The 14,578-nt window shown below is 64.0% G+C and carries 9 protein-coding genes; 6 read left to right on the top strand and 3 right to left on the bottom strand.

Annotated features, from left to right (window positions below; genetic code table 11):
* Positions 1-279 precede the first annotated feature (279 nt).
* The gene (locus AC3WJP_RS26245; protein ID WP_493724118.1) at positions 280-4,572 is read left to right on the top strand and encodes a DEAD/DEAH box helicase; all 4,293 of its coding nucleotides are present in this window, start codon (positions 280-282) and stop codon (positions 4,570-4,572) included.
* 6 nt (positions 4,573-4,578) lie between these two features.
* Here the strand turns inward: AC3WJP_RS26245 and AC3WJP_RS26250 are convergent, their stop codons facing one another.
* A complete protein-coding gene (locus AC3WJP_RS26250; RefSeq protein ID WP_493724119.1) occupies positions 4,579-4,836 on the bottom strand; it encodes a type B 50S ribosomal protein L31 in 258 nt (85 codons plus the stop codon).
* A 280-nt stretch (positions 4,837-5,116) separates the two neighbouring features.
* Here AC3WJP_RS26250 and AC3WJP_RS26255 point away from each other — a divergent pair, with 280 nt between their 5' ends.
* Both AC3WJP_RS26255 and AC3WJP_RS26260 read left to right on the top strand, forming a co-directional pair.
* Positions 5,117-6,736 (top strand): FMN-binding glutamate synthase family protein, encoded by a 1,620-nt coding sequence (locus AC3WJP_RS26255; protein ID WP_493724120.1) that lies wholly within the window; start codon positions 5,117-5,119, stop codon positions 6,734-6,736.
* A gap of 285 nt (positions 6,737-7,021) precedes the next feature.
* A complete protein-coding gene (locus AC3WJP_RS26260; RefSeq protein ID WP_493724121.1) occupies positions 7,022-8,167 on the top strand; it encodes an OpgC family protein in 1,146 nt (381 codons plus the stop codon).
* Position 8,168: 1 nt separating this feature from the next.
* On the opposite strand, the gene nadA is transcribed toward AC3WJP_RS26260, so the two are convergent.
* Together nadA and AC3WJP_RS26270 are read right to left on the bottom strand one after the other, a co-directional pair.
* Positions 8,169-9,227 carry a quinolinate synthase NadA gene (gene nadA / locus AC3WJP_RS26265; protein ID WP_493724122.1) on the bottom strand — a complete coding sequence of 353 codons (1,059 nt, stop codon included), beginning with the start codon at positions 9,225-9,227 and terminating at the stop codon, positions 8,169-8,171.
* 181 nt (positions 9,228-9,408) lie between these two features.
* Positions 9,409-10,722 carry an MFS transporter gene (locus tag AC3WJP_RS26270; protein ID WP_493724123.1) on the bottom strand — a complete coding sequence of 438 codons (1,314 nt, stop codon included), beginning with the start codon at positions 10,720-10,722 and terminating at the stop codon, positions 9,409-9,411.
* Between the two features lie 415 nt (positions 10,723-11,137).
* Here AC3WJP_RS26270 and AC3WJP_RS26275 point away from each other — a divergent pair, with 415 nt between their 5' ends.
* Genes AC3WJP_RS26275 through araG form a run of 3 tightly spaced genes read left to right on the top strand, consistent with a single transcriptional unit; the run spans position 11,138 to position 14,575 of the window.
* Positions 11,138-11,956, top strand: coding sequence for an SDR family oxidoreductase (locus AC3WJP_RS26275; RefSeq protein WP_493724124.1), 819 nt, complete (start codon positions 11,138-11,140; stop codon positions 11,954-11,956).
* 57 nt (positions 11,957-12,013) lie between these two features.
* Positions 12,014-13,018 carry a substrate-binding domain-containing protein gene (locus AC3WJP_RS26280; protein ID WP_493724125.1) on the top strand — a complete coding sequence of 335 codons (1,005 nt, stop codon included), beginning with the start codon at positions 12,014-12,016 and terminating at the stop codon, positions 13,016-13,018.
* Positions 13,019-13,033: 15 nt separating this feature from the next.
* The gene (araG, locus tag AC3WJP_RS26285; RefSeq protein WP_493724126.1) at positions 13,034-14,575 is read left to right on the top strand and encodes an L-arabinose ABC transporter ATP-binding protein AraG; all 1,542 of its coding nucleotides are present in this window, start codon (positions 13,034-13,036) and stop codon (positions 14,573-14,575) included.
* The last annotated feature ends 3 nt before the right edge of the window (positions 14,576-14,578 follow it).

The raw sequence follows: 14,578 nt of genomic DNA on the forward strand, positions 1-14,578 counted from the left end.
TGGAAGGCCCATCGGGGCGTGCCCCGCGCAAGCGTGCCGGAACGCGGGAACCCCTCGCCCCAGCGAGGGGCCAATGGTGGGGGCGGCGACCCCAAGGCCGGCTCGAAAGCAGAACCACCCCGATCTCAAGCCCACCATGCCGAAGTGCGAACCTAGGGCCAATTACCCGCCGCCGCTGATCGATGCTTTTAGACGATGCCTGCAGTCCCCCAGGCGCCCCACCCGAGCAATCCGACGAACAACCTTGCAGCCGCCCGCCCCACACCCCATTAATCAGCCATGAACGCCCTACTCGACACCGCCCCGCTGCCGGGCTTCCATCCTGCGGTCCAGGCCTGGTTCCACCAGCGCTTCCCGGCACTGACGCCTGCCCAAGCACAAGCCTGGCCGTTGATCCAGAGTGGCCAGTCGACGCTCATCGCCGCGCCGACCGGTTCCGGCAAGACCCTCACCGCCTTCCTCGCGGTGCTCGACGAGTTGATCCGCGAAGGCCTCGCCCACGACGGCACGCTCCCCGAGCAGACCTTCGTGGTCTACATCTCGCCGCTCAAGGCGTTGTCCAACGACATCCAGATCAACCTGCAGGCACCGCTGCAAGGCATCAGCGAGCAACTGCAGCGCATGGGCCTGCCGCCAGTGCCGATCAGCACCGCCGTGCGCACCGGCGACACCCCGCAAAAAGACCGCGCCGCGATGCGCAAACGGGCACCGCATATCGTCGTCACCACCCCGGAATCGCTGTACGTCTTACTCGGCTCCGACAGCGGCCGGCAGATGCTCGCCAGCACCCACACAGTCATCGTCGATGAAATCCACGCCATCGCTGCCAGCAAGCGTGGCAGCCATCTGGCGTTGAGTCTGGAACGGCTGCAAGCACTCTGCCCGCGGCCACTGCGGCGTATCGGCCTGTCCGCCACGCAAAAGCCGATCGAGGCAGTGTCGCGCTTTCTGGCCGGCAGTCAGCGCCCGTGCGCCATCGTCGACATCGGCCATGCACGCCCACGAGATCTGGGCATCGAAGTGCCGCCGGTGGAGCTCGGCGCCGTCATGGCCAACGATGTCTGGGAGCTGGTCTACAACCGCCTCGCCGAACTCGTCAACGAGCACCGCACCACCTTGGTGTTCGTCAACACCCGCCGCCTGGCCGAGCGCTTGACCCGCCACCTCAGCGATCGCCTGGGCCGTGACGTCGTGGCCGCGCACCACGGCAGTCTGGCCAAGGAGCAACGCCTGGACGCCGAGCAACGCCTCAAGCGCGGCGACTTGCGGGTGCTGGTGGCCACCGCGTCGCTGGAGCTGGGGATCGATATCGGCGACGTCGACCTGGTCTGCCAGATCGCCTCGCCGCGCTCGATTTCGGCGTTTCTGCAACGCGTCGGGCGTTCCGGACACTTTGTCGGCGGCACGCCCAAAGGCCGGCTTTTCGCCACTTCTCGCGATGACTTGATCGAATGCGCGGCGTTGCTGGACTGCATCCAGCGCGGCGAACTGGATGTGCTGCATATCCCCGAAGCGCCACTGGACGTGCTGGCCCAGCAGATCATCGCCGAAGTCAGCTGCCAGGAATGGTCCGAGCAGGGGCTGCTGCAACTGTTCCGCAATGCCACGCCCTTTCAGGATGTCCAGGAAGCCGATTATCAGGCGCTGCTGGCAATGCTGGCCGAGGGCTACAGCGGCCGCCAAGGCGTGCGCAGTGCCTACCTGCACCGCGATGCCGTCAGCGGCCTGCTGCGCGGGCGACGGGGCAGCAAACTGACCGCAGTGACCAGCGGCGGCACCATCCCCGACAACGCCGACTACAGCGTCATCCTCGAACCCCAGGCGCTGAGTATCGGCAGCGTCAACGAAGACTTCGCGGTCGAGAGCATCGCCGGCGATATCTTCCAGCTCGGCAATACCTCCTACCGCATCCTGCGCATCGAGACCGGCCGCGTGCGGGTCGAAGACGCCCAGGGCATGCCGCCCAACATTCCCTTCTGGCTGGGCGAAGCGCCGGGGCGCAGCGCCGAACTGTCGCTGTCGGTGGCACGCTTGCAAGGGGCTATAGACGAGCGTCTGCAGGCCAGCGCGGGCAAGCTGGCGCCGGTGATCGACTGGCTATGCGAGACGCTCGCCCTGAACCTGGCCAGCGCCGAGCAACTGGTCGACTATCTGGCCCGCACACGCCTGGCGCTGGGTGCGCTGCCGTCGCAACAGACGCTGATCATGGAGCGGTTTTTCGACGAGTCCGGCGGCACCCAACTGATCATCCACACGCCCTTCGGCAGCCGCGTCAATCGTGCCTGGGGCCTGGCGCTGCGCAAGCGCTTCTGCCGCACCTTCAATTTCGAGCTGCAGGCCGCGGCCAGTGAAGATGCCATCGTGCTGTCGCTGTCGACCACCCATAGCTTCGAGCTGGATGACATCTGGCGCTATCTGCATTCGGCCAGCGCCGAGCAGATCCTCATCCAGGCGGTGCTCGATGCACCGCTGTTCGGCGTGCGCTGGCGCTGGAACGCCGGGACTGCCCTGGCCCTGCCGCGCTATGCCGGTGGGCGCAAGGTGGCGCCGCAGATCCAGCGGATGAAAAGCGAGGACCTGATCGCCACGGTGTTCCCGGACCAGATCGCCTGCCTGGAAAACATCGTCGGCGAACGCGAGGTGCCCGACCATCCGCTGGTCAAGCAGACCCTCGCCGACTGCCTGCACGAAGCCATGGACAGCGATGCCTGGCTGGCCCTGCTGCGGCGCATGGAACAAGGCGAAGTGCGCTTGCTCAGCCGCGACTTGCCCGCGCCATCGCCGTTGGCCGCGGCCATCCTCAACGCCCGGCCCTATGCCTTTCTCGATGACGCACCGCTGGAAGAACGGCGCACCCAGGCGGTGCTCGGCCGGCGCTGGAGCGACCCCGAGTCGGCCGATGATCTCGGCGCGCTGGATGCCCAGGCGATCGAGGATGTCCGCGAGCAGGCCTGGCCCGCCCCTACCGGCGCCGACGAGATGCATGAAGCGCTGATGCAACTGGCGCTGATCGAACAGGCCGAAGTCGATGCGCAACCCGCCTGGCAAGGTTGGCTCGAGCACTTGGCCAGCCAGGGCCGAGCGGCTAGCGTGCAGACCGGCGAACGGCGATTGTGGTTCGCCTGCGAACGTCTCACCTGCGTGCGGGCGGTCTATCCATCGACGGCCCCGACGCTCCCCGCACTGGCAGGTTTCGATCAGCTCTGGGAGGCCGATGCCGCGCGGGTCGAGGTGATCCGTGCGCGCCTCAGCGGTTGCGGGCCGATGCTGCTGGGGGACATCTGTCGGCCGCTGGCACTGGCGCCGATCGAAGTCGAACAAGCGCTGGCAGTGCTGGAGGGTGAAGGCTATGTACTGCGCGGGCAGTTCCGCCCGGGGGTACGCGATACCCAATGGTGCGAGCGCCACCTGCTGGCGCGCATTCATCGCTACACGGTCAAGCGCCTGCGCCGGGAAATCGAACCCGTGGCGCTGCAGGACTTCATGCGCTTTCTGTTCGATTGGCAGCATCTGTCCGAAGCCACGCGCCTACAAGGTCCGGCGGCCTTGGGCGCCGTGCTGCAACAATTCGAAGGGTTCAGTGCCCCGGCCGGTGCCTGGGAAAGCGAGCTATTGCCCAGCCGGGTGAAGGGGTATGCCCTGACCTGGCTGGACGACGCCTGTCGCTCCGGCAAGACCGTGTGGACCCGCCTCGGCGGCCGTGCCGGGGCCGGCAACACCCTGCGCAGCACGCCCATCGTGCTGTTGCCCCGGGCGCAGGTCGGCCTCTGGCGCAGCCTCGATGCTGTCCCTGCAGCGAGAGGGCTTGCCGCCGAAAACCCATCCGTCAACGAAGTCTCCCTGCGGGCGCAAAAAGTTCTCGACGTGCTGGCTGACCAGGGCGCGCTATTTTTCGACGAACTGAGCAGCGAAGCCCACCTGCTGCGCAGCGAGCTGGAAAACGCCCTGCAGGAACTGGTCGCCACCGGCCAGGTGAATGCCGACAGTTTCGCCGGCCTGCGCGCACTGATTACGCCCGCGAGCAAACGTCAGGCGCACAGCAGTCGCCGCGGGCGCGGGGCGTTCATGGGTGGGATGGATGATGCCGGACGCTGGGCCCTGCTGCGCAAACCGAGTGCCGGGCTGGCGCGCGATGAGGTACTCGAACATGTCGCCATGACCTTGCTGCGGCGTTATGGCGTGGTGTTCTGGCGGTTGCTGGAGCGTGAGGCCGGCTGGTTGCCGAGCTGGCGCGAGCTGCTGCGCACCTTGCATCGCCTGGAAGCGCGCGGCGAGATCCGCGGTGGGCGCTTCGTCAGTGGCCTGGCCGGGGAACAATTCGCCCTGCCCGAAGCCATACCGCTGCTGCGCGAAGTGCGCAAACGGCCCCTGGACGAGGCGCTGGTAACGGTGAGTGCGGTGGATCCGCTGAATCTGGTAGGGACCTTGCTGCCGGGCAGCAAAGTGCCCGCCATCAGTGGCAACCGCCTGGTCTACCGTGATGGTATTCCGGCGGCGGCGATGATCGCGGGCAAACCGCAGTACTGGATAGACGAAGACCCCGCGTTGCGCGAGGCCTTGATCCGTCGATAGTCACTTTCAAGCCTTGCTGCCAAAGCCTGCGAAGCGCTTGTTGAAGCCAGCGATGCGGCCTTCGGCCTGGGTCTTGCGCTGCTGGCCGGTGTAGATCGGGTGCGAGGCGCTCGACACATCGAGGGCCAGGTAAGGGTACGTGACGCCGTCGGTATGGGTGTGCGTGCGATCGGTATCGGCCGTCGAGCCGATCAGAAAGAACACGTCGGCGGCGGTGTCGTGGAACAGCAGTGGACGGTACTCAGGGTGGATTCCAGGTTTCATGATCAATCTCCAGACAGTGGAACAACTTGTTACATCATAACATAACAATAATATTGCGTAAGATCGATTGCTGATACCGGTCAGCCTCAGCGGCATAACGCATTACCGTCATCCATCCTTGGCTATTCTCCCCTGTTGATTCTTGACCGTCGCGAGATGGACTGTTGCGCTCAGCGCGCTTGTTTTCCCGCCAACCCAGGGAACAGAATGCCCATGGCACCGACGAAATATCGCAACCAGGACCCATCACCTAAAAAAAGAACCACTCCAAGGAAACCGTATGAGCCTTTCGTTGTTAAGTCGTTACGCTTTTTTTGCGGCATGCGTTCTGTTCACTCTCGTCACCCTCCCCTTCGAACATCATGAATGGCTCTGGCCGTTTACCTTGCTTACCGCCGTATTAAGCCTGATCGGCTTGATCGATTTGCTCCAGACCCGCCACGCGGTGCGCCGCAACTATCCGATCCTGGGCAATATCCGCTATCTGGTCGAGACCATCCGCCCGGAGATCCGCCAATACCTGCTGGAGTCCGACAGCGACGCGCTGCCCTTCTCCCGCGCCCAACGCTCACTGGTCTATTCACGGGCCAAGAACGAAACGGCTGACAGGCCCTTCGGTACCCTGATCGATGTCTATCATCCGGGCTTCGAATTCATCAGCCATTCCATGCGCCCGGCGCCCCTGAGCGACCCCACCGGCTTTCGGGTAACGGTCGGCGGCCCGCAGTGCAGCCAGCCCTACAGCGCCTCGATCTTCAACGTCTCGGCCATGAGTTTCGGCTCGCTGAGCGCCAACGCCATTCGCGCCCTCAACAAAGGCGCCAAGCTCGGCAACTTCGCCCACGACACTGGCGAAGGCAGCATCAGCCCTTATCACCGCGAAAACGGCGGCGACCTGACCTGGGAACTGGGCAGTGGCTACTTCGGCTGCCGGACCCGTGACGGTCACTTCGACCCCGAGCGCTTCGCTCAGCAGGCCCGCGATCCGCAAGTGCGGATGATCGAAATCAAGATGAGCCAGGGTGCCAAACCCGGACACGGCGGCATCCTGCCCAAACACAAGGTCACCCAGGAGATTGCCGACACCCGCGGCATCGAGATGGGCGAGGACTGCATCTCGCCCTCACGCCACAGCGCGTTCAATACGCCCATCGAGCTGATGCACTTCATCGCCCAACTGCGTGAACTGTCGGGCGGCAAACCGGTGGGCTTCAAGTTGTGCCTGGGGCACCCGTGGGAGTTCATGGGCATCGCCAAGGCCATGCTCGAGACCGGCATCCTGCCTGACTTCATCGTCGTCGATGGCGCCGAGGGCGGCACCGGCGCGGCGCCCGTGGAGTTCACCGACCACCTCGGCATGCCGATGCGCGAGGGCTTGCTGTTCGTTCACAACACCCTGGTGGGCCTGAACCTGCGGGACAAGATCCGCCTAGGCGCCAGCGGCAAGATCGTCAGCGCGTTCGACATTGCCAGCGTGCTGGCGATCGGTGCCGACTGGTGCAACTCGGCCCGCGGCTTCATGTTCGCCATCGGTTGCATCCAGTCGCAGAGCTGCCACACCAACAAGTGCCCGACCGGCGTCGCCACCCAGGATCCACTGCGCCAGCGCGCGCTAGTGGTCGAGGACAAGGCCGAGCGGGTGAAGAACTTCCATCACCACACCCTCAAGGCTCTGGCCGAGATGCTGGCGGCGGCCGGGCTGGAACACCCTTCCCAGCTCAAGGCCAAACACCTGGTACGGCGTTTGTCGGCGACCGAGATCAAGCTGTTTTCCCAACTGCACGTATTCCTCAAGCCCGGGGAGTTGCTAAACGGCGAACTGAGCGGCGAGTTCTATCCCAGGATGTGGGCGATGGCGCGGGCTGACAGCTTTGAGCCGAATGAAGAAGTAGCGGCCTGACCAACGGCTGTCATGGGCCTCACGCCAACGCAAGCGGGCGCTTCCCGGCGAAGCGTCCTGCGCCCCCACTGCAGCGTTCGAGTTAGCCGGCTACACCGGGGATAAGCAGGCAACACCACGCCCCGAGCGGCATGACCGTCTTGTGACATTCAGTAATACCCTCCCTTTGCAATTGCGCGCAAAAATGGGCACCCTGCGCCGCTGATCGATATCCCGCCCGCAAGCGGAACCACTGACTCGATCCCCCATCAGTTACTTAGACACCCCACGCTAGAGCGCACTGCCATGACTAACGGACGAGACCACCGGGTCGACTTTTTTCGTGGATTGGCCTTGATCTTCATTCTCTGGGATCACATTCCGCAAAACCCGCTGGGCAATTTGACCCTGCGCAACTTCGGCTTCAGCGATGCGGCGGAGATTTTCGTATTCCTCGCGGGTTACGCGGCCGTGCTTGCCTACGGCAAGATTGCCGTGCGCGATGGCTATCTGATCGCCAGCGTGCGGATCCTGCGGCGCGCCTGGACGCTGTACGTGGTGCACATCTTCCTGCTGGTGCTGTTGATGGGCATCGTGTTCTTCGCCAATGAGCATGTCGAGACCCGCGACATGGTCCAGGAGATGGGCCTGCTGCACTTCGTCAGCAACCCGCAACAGGCGATGGTCGACGAGCTGCTGCTGCGCTTCAAGCCCAATCTGATGGACCCTCTGCCGCTCTACATCGTCCTGCTGGGCTGCCTGCCGCTGGCGCTGCCGATTCTGGTCAAGTGGCCCAACCTGGCGGTCGGCCTGTCGGTGATGCTCTACGTGCCGGCAACCGTCCTGGGCTGGAACCTGTCGTCCTACGAGGGCGGCGGCGTGTGGTACTTCAACCCGCTGGCCTGGCAGATCATGTTCGTGCTCGGCGGTGTCGCGGCGCTACATGCGCAAAAGCCGGCAGTGGCGGATACTCGCCCGCTGCTGCGCCAACCGTTGTTCGTGGTCTGTGCACTCTATGTGATCGCTGCGGCGCTGATCGCGCTGGGCTGGAAATGGGCCCCGCTGCACGACCTGCTGGTACCCCGCAGCCTGGCCGACAAACTCTATCCCATCAGCAAGACCAATCTGGCCCCGGTGCGCCTGCTGCACTTTTTGGCGCTGGCCTACTGCACGGCCAAGTTGCTGCCCAAAGGCACCTGGGTCATGCACTGGAGCAGCCAGCAACTTTGCCTGATGGGCCGTTATTCGCTAGAGGTGTTCTGCTTCAGCGTGCTGCTGGCGCCGATGTCGGACATGGTCAACGCGCTGTCGGGCGATCGCCTGCCCATGCAGCTGGCAACCGCCATCGGCAGCGCCGGACTGATGCTGCTGCTGGCGGTATGGCTGGAGTTCAACAAGGGCTTGGGCAAACAGCCAGTGGCCCCGGCACCGCAACCGGTGCCGGTGACCTGACTCAGGCGTTGCCGGACAGCTTCATGCGCGCGGCCTGGGTGAAATCCAGCATGCGCCTGAGGGGCCGCACGGCATGGGGCACCACGGCGGGGTCGACGAAGATCTCATTGGTGCCTTCCTGCAGACACTGCAGAGTGCGCTCCAGCGTGTTCATCGCCATCCAGGGGCAATGCGCGCAGCTGCGGCATGCCGCGCCATTACCCGCGGTAGGTGCTTCCAGAAAGATCTTGTCCGGGCACAACTGCTGCATCTTGTAAAAGATGCCACGGTCGGTGGCGACGATAAAGTGCGTGTTCGGCAAACGCTGCGCCGCCGCAATCAGCTGGCTGGTGGACCCGACCGCGTCGGCCAGCTCGATCACCGACTCTGGCGACTCCGGATGCACCAGGATCGCCGCTTCCGGGTACAACGCCCTCATGTCCTCCAGTTGCCGCGACTTGAACTCCTCGTGGACGATGCAGGCACCGTCCCACAACAGCATGTCGGCGCCGGTCTGCTTCTGGATGTAACGCCCCAGGTGCTTGTCCGGGCCCCAGATGATGGTCTCGCCGTTGTCCATCAGGCTCTCGACGATTTCCAGCGCGCAACTGGAGGTCACCACCCAATCGGCCCGCGCCTTGACCGCCGCGGAGGTGTTGGCATACACCACCACGGTGCGCTCTGGATGCTGGTCGCAGAACGCCGAAAATTCGTCCACCGGGCAGCCCAGGTCCAATGAGCACGTGGCCTCGAGGGTCGGCATCAGGATGCGTTTTTCCGGGGTGAGGATTTTCGCCGTCTCGCCCATGAAGCGCACACCGGCCACGAGAATGGTCTGCGCCGCGTGCTGAGCACCGAAGCGTGCCATCTCCAGGGAGTCGGACACGCAACCGCCGGTTTCCTCGGCCAGCGCCTGGATCACCGGATCACAGTAATAGTGAGCCACCAGCACCGCATTGCGAGCCTTGAGCTCGGCGGCGATGGCAGCGCGATAGTGGGCTTCTTCTTCGGGTGTCAGCGGCTTGGGCTGCTTGGCATCTAAATGTGCCTGGACCAGAAGGCGTTCGGATATCTGCGTCATAAGGCTAGACCTGCGGGCGCGCGTGCGCGAAAGTCGAACATGTCACCCGGTCTGACACGAGAGCCGGGTGCGCAACCCCTGAAACCACGGTGTTTCAGGGGCTGGCGAAGGCTACAGAGGTTTACCTCAATGCTAAAGACCTTTTTGCCAGTGAACCACCAGCGCCGCCGCACAGCAATCGTCAGTCCGCCGAGGTGACCAGACGCAGGCCACTGGAGATCGCCCCGACCGCGGCAAACCCTGCGCCGATGCTCAAGGCCAGCAACGGGCCGCCGCCGGTGCCGGCGATACCGAAACTCAAGGCCACCAACGCTGCGCCCGTGGCCTGGCCGATCAAGCGCGCCGTGGCTACGGTGCCACTGGCGCCGCTGGCTCGCTCCCGCGGTGCGCTGGTCATCAAGGCCTTCTGGTTGGGAGCCTGGAAGAAGCCGAAGCCCGCCCCGCAAATGATCATCCGCGCGATGATGTCGCCGGCGCTGGGATCGGCCGGCAACAGCGCCAGCGATACCATGCCCGCGCTGAGGATCGCCAGGCCGATACCGCCCAGCAACCCCGGTGGATAGCGGTCGGACAGCCGGCCGGCAATCGGCGCGAAAAGCGCCACTACTACCGACCAAGGCGTCATCAGGAAACCCGTCTCGACCGGATTGCGCCCCAGAGTGGTCTCGAAAAAAAACGGCAGCGACACGAAGGCCAGCCCCTGAGTGGCGAACGAGCAGAACGCCGTCAGCGTCGACAGCGCGAACATTGGCCGCTTGAGCAGATCCAGCGGAAACATGGGCGCCGGATGGGCCCGCTCGCGATGGAGCATCAAGCCGCCGGCCACGAGGAATATCGCGAAGGCCAGCAGCACGCTGAAGCGCGAGCCCATTTGCGCGGCCTGGCCCAGGGAAAAGATCAGGGCCCCGAACGCGATCACATTGAGGCTCGCGGTGAAGTAGTCGAACTTCTGCGCGCGGACCTGACCCAGCGGCAAGGCATTCCAGGCAAACACCAGGGCAAATACGCCGATGGGCAAGTTGATGGCGAACAACCACGGCCAATTGGCCACCGACAGGATCAGCGAGGCGATGGTCGGCCCGGCAGCGAACGATGTGCCCACCACCAGCGCATTCATGCCCAGGCCGCGGCCCAGGCGCTCGCGCGGGAAGATCGAACCGATCAGCCCGGCGTTGACGCTCATGATCGCGCTGGCCCCCAGGCCTTGCAGCACTCGGGCACCGGTAAGGCTCGGCAGCGACCAGGCAAAGGTGCACATCAGCGACGACACCACGAACAGTATCAAACCGGCCAGGTAGACCTTGCGCTGACCGACGATCGACCCCAGCGCGGCGAACGGCAGGATGGTCGCCACGGCAGCCAGCTGGTAGGCATTGATGATCCACACCGATGCGGCTGGCGAGGCGTTGAGGTCGGCCGCGATCGCGGGCAGTGCGGTATTGGCGATGGCCGTGTCCAGTGTCGCCAGGGCGATGGACATCAGGATCGCCAGCATTCCGCGAAATTCCTGAGAGGTCAGTTTGGTCGAAGGAGAGCTTGCAAGGGAGTCCGCCATAAGTCCTCTATAGGGGTGATCGATGTCCGCGGTGCCCGCATGATGGACTATTGCGCGGGATTTGCAGATTAAAAACCACACCGCCAAGCAAATCCCACATTGAGGGACGCAAAATCATAGTTTGGGATTTTACTAAACTGGGTCTATATTGATTGCCAGCAGCTCAACGCACACAAAAAAAATAATACCGGTGATGCAATGCAACGCTATTCCCACGCTTGTTCCTGCGCGGCTCCCCTTGCTGATCGCCTCGGTCCGCGCGACCGCGCCTGCCTGAACCTCATCCTTCTTTCATACCGGCCCTCTCTGGATCGCCGGCGTTCGTCGTGCCTTTGTATAACAGGAGTCCGGATCCATGGCTGAACCTCTTTCCCTGCCCGCCGTACCTGAACCCCCGCGCGGCGAGCGCCTGAAAAACAAGGTGGTGCTGCTGACCGGCGCCGCGCAGGGCATCGGCGAGGCGATCGCCGCCTGCTTCGTCGCGCAACAGGCCAAACTGGTGATCAGCGATATTCAGGCGGAAAAAGTCGAAGCCGTGGCCGCCCGTTTGCGTGAGCGCGGTGCCGACGTCCAGGCCCTGCGCGCCGATGTCTCGCAGGCACGGGATCTGGAGGCCATGGCCCGCCATGCGCTGGAGCTGCATGGCCGCATCGATGTACTGGTCAACTGCGCGGGGGTCAACGTGTTCCGCGACCCACTGACGATGACCGAAGAAGACTGGCGCCGCTGCTTCGCCATCGACCTGGACGGCGCCTGGTATGGCTGCAAGGCCGTGTTGCCGCAGATGATCGAGCAAGGCGTGGGCAGCATCATCAATATCGCCTCGACCCATTCGAGCCACATCATCCCCGGCTGCTTTCCCTACCCGGTGGCCAAGCACGGGCTGCTGGGGCTGACCCGCGCCCTGGGCATCGAGTACGCGCCCAAGGGCGTGCGGGTCAATGCCATCGCGCCGGGCTATATCGAGACCCAACTCAACGTCGACTACTGGAACGGCTTCCCCGACCCGCACGCCGAACGTCAGCGCGCCCTCGACCTGCATCCACCGCGGCGCATCGGTCAGCCGATCGAAGTGGCCATGACCGCAGTGTTTCTGGCCAGCGACGAAGCGCCCTTCATCAACGCCTCGTGCATCACCATCGACGGCGGCCGTTCGGTGCTTTACCACGACTAAGCCCTGCAAGAACCCGAATCCGATACGGCTGTGCCCAATAAAAATAAGGAGTTGCCCATGAATCGTCGTAGTTTTTGCCGTACCGCCCTCGCCGTCACCGCCCTCAGCCTTGGCGCCAGCCTGTTTACGCTGGCCAGTGCCGCCGATCCGATCAAGATCGGTTTTCTGGTCAAACAGGCAGAAGAGCCATGGTTTCAGACCGAATGGGCCTTCGCCGAAAAAGCCGCCAAGGACAAAGGCTTCACCCTGATCAAGATCGCCGTGCCCGACGGTGAAAAGACCCTCTCGGCCATCGACAGCCTCGCCGCCAATGGCGCCAAGGGCTTTGTCATCTGCCCGCCGGACGTTTCCCTGGGCCCGGCGATCATGGCCAAGGCCAAGATGAACGACCTCAAGGTCATTGCCGTGGACGACCGCTTCGTCGACGCCAACGGCAAGTTCATGGAGGACGTCCCTTATCTGGGCATGGCCGCCTTCGAAGTCGGCCAGAAGCAAGGCAACGCCATGGTCGGTGAGGCCAAGCAGCGCGGCTGGGACTGGAAGGACACCTACGCGGTGGTCAATACCTACAACGAGCTGGACACCGGCAAGAAGCGCACCGACGGCTCGGTCAAATCCCTGGTAGATGCCGGCCTGCCCAAGGATCACATCATCTACGCCGCGCTCAAGACTCTCGACGTGCCCGGCAGCATGGACGCCACCAGCTCCGCCCTGGTCAAGCTGCCCAGCGCGGCGAAGAACCTGATCATCGGTGGCATGAACGACAACACCGTGCTCGGCGGCGTCCGCGCCACTGAAAGCGCCGGCTTTGCCGCGGCCAATGTGATAGGTATCGGCATCAATGGCACCGACGCCATCGGCGAGCTGAAAAAACCTGATAGCGGTTTCTTCGGCTCGATGCTGCCCAGCCCGCACATCGAGGGCTACAACACCGCCAGCATGATGTTCGACTGGATCAGCACCGGCAAGGAACCGCCCAAGTACACCGCCATGGACGAGGTCACGCTGATCACCCGCAAGAACTTCCAGCAGGAGCTGGAAAAAATCGGCCTGTGGAATTGATGCGGGAGCGCGCTCATGCAAGCACAACTCAGCACTCCCTCGCAGCCTGAAGCCTTTGCCAGCCTGAGCTTCAAGGGCATCGGCAAGAGCTTCCCGGGCGTGCAGGCCCTGGCCGATATCAGCTTCACCGCTCGGCCGGGCACCGTGCACGCGCTAATGGGCGAGAACGGCGCGGGCAAGTCGACCCTGCTGAAGATTCTCGGCGGCGCCTATACGCCCAGCAGCGGCCACTTGCAGATCGGCGACCGACAGGTAAGCTTCAGGTCCACCGCCGAGAGCATCGCCAATGGCATCGCGGTGATTCATCAGGAGCTGCATCTGGTGCCGGAAATGACCGTGGCCGAGAACCTGTTCCTCGGCCATCTGCCGGCGCGCTTCGGCCTGGTAAACGGTACCGAACTGCGCCACCGAGCACTGGCCCTGCTCAAGGGCCTGGCCGATGAAATCGATCCGCAGGACAAGGTCGGGCGCTTGTCGCTCGGCCAGCGGCAGCTGATCGAGATCGCCAAGGCGCTGTCCCGCGGCGCGCACGTGATCGCCTTCGACGAACCCACCAGCAGCCTCTCGGCAAGGGAAATCGACCGGCTGATGGCGATCATCACGCGCCTGCGCGACGAGGGCAAAGTGGTGCTCTATGTGTCGCACCGCATGGAAGAGGTGTTCCGCATCTGCGATGCGGTCACGGTGTTCAAGGACGGCCGCTACGTGCGCACCTTCGAGCAGATGAGCGAGCTCAGCCACGATCAGCTGGTCACCTGCATGGTCGGCCGCGATATCCAGGATATCTATGACTATCGGCCCCGGGCCGCAGGCGAGGTGATGCTCAAGGTCAGCGGGCTGCTGGGCCCTGGTTTGTCGGCGCCGGTGGACCTGCATGTGCGCCAGGGCGAGGTGCTGGGCCTGTTCGGCCTGGTGGGCGCGGGCCGTACCGAGTTGCTGCGCCTGCTCAGTGGCCTGGCGCGCACGAGCGCCGGTAGCATCGAGCTGGCGGGCAAGGCACTCACTTTGCGCTCCCCTCGGGACGCGATCGCTGCGGGGATTCTGCTCTGCCCCGAGGACCGCAAGAAGGAAGGCATCCTGCCGCTGGCCAGTGTCGCCGAGAACATCAATATCAGCGCTCGCAGTGCCCATGCTTACGCCGGGTGGCTGCTGCGCGGCGAATGGGAGCGTGCCAATGCGGACAAACACATTCGTGCCCTGAAGGTGAAAACCCCTTCGGCCGGGCAAAAGATGATGTTCCTCTCCGGTGGCAACCAGCAAAAAGCCATCCTTGGCCGCTGGCTGTCGATGCCGATGAAAGTCCTGTTGCTGGACGAACCTACCCGCGGCATCGACATCGGCGCCAAGGCCGAGATCTACCAGATCATCCACAACCTGGCGGCCAGCGGAATTGCCGTGATCGTGGTGTCCAGCGACCTCATGGAGGTCATGGGCATCTCCGACCGCGTGCTGGTGCTCTGCGAAGGCGAGTCACGCGGTGAAGTGGCCCGCGCGGATGCCAATGAAACCCATCTGCTGCACATGGCCCTGCCACGCCAGCGCTACCAAGCCCCCTGAGAG

The sequence above is a fragment of the Pseudomonas sp. GW821-FHT01A09 genome (assembly GCF_058986725.1).

Coding starts and splice junctions, on each gene's coding strand:
- AC3WJP_RS26250 (WP_493724119.1), bottom strand. CDS start 4,836: ATGAAACCTGGAATCCACCCTGAGTACCGTCCACTGCTGTTCCACGAC.
- AC3WJP_RS26275 (WP_493724124.1), top strand. CDS start 11,138: ATGGCTGAACCTCTTTCCCTGCCCGCCGTACCTGAACCCCCGCGCGGC.
- AC3WJP_RS26280 (WP_493724125.1), top strand. CDS start 12,014: ATGAATCGTCGTAGTTTTTGCCGTACCGCCCTCGCCGTCACCGCCCTC.
- nadA (WP_493724122.1), bottom strand. CDS start 9,227: ATGACGCAGATATCCGAACGCCTTCTGGTCCAGGCACATTTAGATGCC.
- AC3WJP_RS26270 (WP_493724123.1), bottom strand. CDS start 10,722: ATGCTGGCGATCCTGATGTCCATCGCCCTGGCGACACTGGACACGGCC.
- AC3WJP_RS26245 (WP_493724118.1), top strand. CDS start 280: ATGAACGCCCTACTCGACACCGCCCCGCTGCCGGGCTTCCATCCTGCG.
- AC3WJP_RS26260 (WP_493724121.1), top strand. CDS start 7,022: ATGACTAACGGACGAGACCACCGGGTCGACTTTTTTCGTGGATTGGCC.
- AC3WJP_RS26255 (WP_493724120.1), top strand. CDS start 5,117: ATGAGCCTTTCGTTGTTAAGTCGTTACGCTTTTTTTGCGGCATGCGTT.
- araG (WP_493724126.1), top strand. CDS start 13,034: ATGCAAGCACAACTCAGCACTCCCTCGCAGCCTGAAGCCTTTGCCAGC.